Annotated in this window: 3 protein-coding genes; all 3 read left to right on the forward strand. The window is 68.7% G+C overall.

The window, feature by feature from the left end:
* Positions 1-192, forward strand: a 192-nt coding sequence (locus H6726_00020; GenBank protein ID MCB9656002.1) for a 3-isopropylmalate dehydratase large subunit, incomplete at its 5' end; no start/stop codon positions are given.
* Positions 193-243: 51 nt separating this feature from the next.
* On the forward strand, positions 244-831 hold the full coding sequence (leuD, locus tag H6726_00025; protein MCB9656003.1) for a 3-isopropylmalate dehydratase small subunit: 588 nt from the start codon (positions 244-246) through the stop codon (positions 829-831).
* A 91-nt stretch (positions 832-922) separates the two neighbouring features.
* Positions 923-1,781, forward strand: an 859-nt coding sequence (locus H6726_00030) for a citramalate synthase (GenBank protein MCB9656004.1), incomplete at its 3' end; no start/stop codon positions are given.

Below are 1,781 nucleotides of genomic sequence, written 5' to 3' on the forward strand. Positions count from 1 at the left end.
CCCGGCTGCTCCATGTGCATCGCCATGAACGGCGACAACCTCGAGCCCGGGCAGTACGCCGTGAGCACGAGCAACCGCAACTTCGAGGGCCGTCAGGGCAAGGGTGGGCGCACCATCCTCGCCTCGCCGCTCACCGCCGCCGCAGCCGCCGTCACCGGCAAGGTCACGGACGTGCGCGAGCTGCTCGGCTGAGCCGCCGCCCTCCCCTTCCATCGTCACTTCGACCGAAAGCCACAGACCACCATGGCCAAGTTCACGACCCTCGAGTCCCACGTCGTCCCCCTCCCCGCGGAGAACGTCGACACCGACCAGATCATCCCCGCCCGCTTCCTCAAGGTCACCGACAAGGACGGCCTGGGCGCGAGCCTCTTCTGCGACTGGCGCTACCTGCCCGACGGCAGCGACAAGCCCGACTTCGTGCTGAACCAGCCCGAGAGTCAAGGGGCCTCCGTGCTCCTCGCCGGCGACAACTTCGGCTGCGGCAGCTCGCGCGAGCACGCGCCCTGGGCGCTCGTCGGGTGGGGCCTGCGCGCCATCATCACCACCAGCTTCGCGGACATCTTCAAGAGCAACTCCCTGAAGAACGGCCTGTTGCCCATCGAGGTCAGCAAGGACGTGCACAAGAAGCTCATGGCGACCGTCAACGCGGACCGCGCGGCGCGCGTCAAGATCGACCTCGAGTCGCAGACCCTGACGCTGCCCGACGGCGAGCAGGTGTCGTTCCCGGTCGACGGCTTCGCGAAACACTGCTTGCTCAACGGCATCGACCAGCTGGGCTACATCCTCGGCTTCGAGGAGCAGATCGCGAAGTACGAGCAGTCCCGCCCGTGAGCCGCCTCGGGCCGGTCTCCCTGGCCCGACCCCGTCCCCCGCAGCAGTAGAGCCTCCCACGATGAGCGACGCCGAAAGTCCACGCACTCCCTTGGTGCACGTCTACGACACGACCCTGCGCGATGGCACGCAGGGCGAGGGCATGAGCCTCTCGTGCGACGACAAGATCAAGATTGCGGAGCGCCTGGACGCGTTCGGGGTGGCGTTCATCGAGGGCGGCTGGCCGGGCAGCAACCCGAAGGACGTCGAGTTCTTCGAGCGGGCCCGCGAGCTGACGTGGACCAACGCGCGCATCACGGCCTTCGGCAGCACCCGGCGCGCCAACGTGCTGGCGGCGGAGGACCCCCAGCTGCAGAAGCTGGTCGAGGCGGGCACCTCGGTGTGCACCATCTTCGGCAAGACGTGGAACATGCACGTCACGGACATCCTGCGCACCTCGCTGGACACCAACCTCGAGATGATCGAGGACAGCCTGCGCTTTCTGGTGGAGGCCAAGCGTCACGCCATCTACGACGCCGAGCACTTCTTCGACGGCTACAAGGCGGACGCGGGCTACGCGCTGGCCACGCTGCGTGCCGCGCAGCGCGGTGGGGCCAGCACGCTGGTGCTGTGCGACACCAACGGCGGCTCCATGCCGTGGGAGGTCGACGAGATCGTGCGCGCCGTGCGCGCGGAGCTGGGCCCGGACATCGAGCTGGGGGCCCACGTGCACGACGACGGCGGGTGCGGCGTGGCCAACACGCTGGCCGCCGTGCGCGCGGGTGCGCGTCACGTGCAGGGCACCATCAACGGCTACGGTGAGCGCTGCGGCAACGCCAACCTGTGCGCCATCATCCCGGACATCGAGCTCAAGCTGGGGCTCACCTGCCTGCCTGCGGGGCGTCTGGGCGAGCTGTACGACCTGTCCCACTTCGTGGCGGAGGTGGCCAACGTGCCGGCCAACGAGCACG

The organism is Sandaracinaceae bacterium, from assembly GCA_020633055.1.
Classification (GTDB): domain Bacteria; phylum Myxococcota_A; class Polyangia; order Polyangiales; family Houyiibacteriaceae; genus JADJJE01.

Bases quoted from the DNA above. Each gene is read 5' to 3' on its own strand.
- leuD (MCB9656003.1), top strand. From the start codon at position 244: ATGGCCAAGTTCACGACCCTCGAGTCCCACGTCGTCCCCCTCCCCGCG.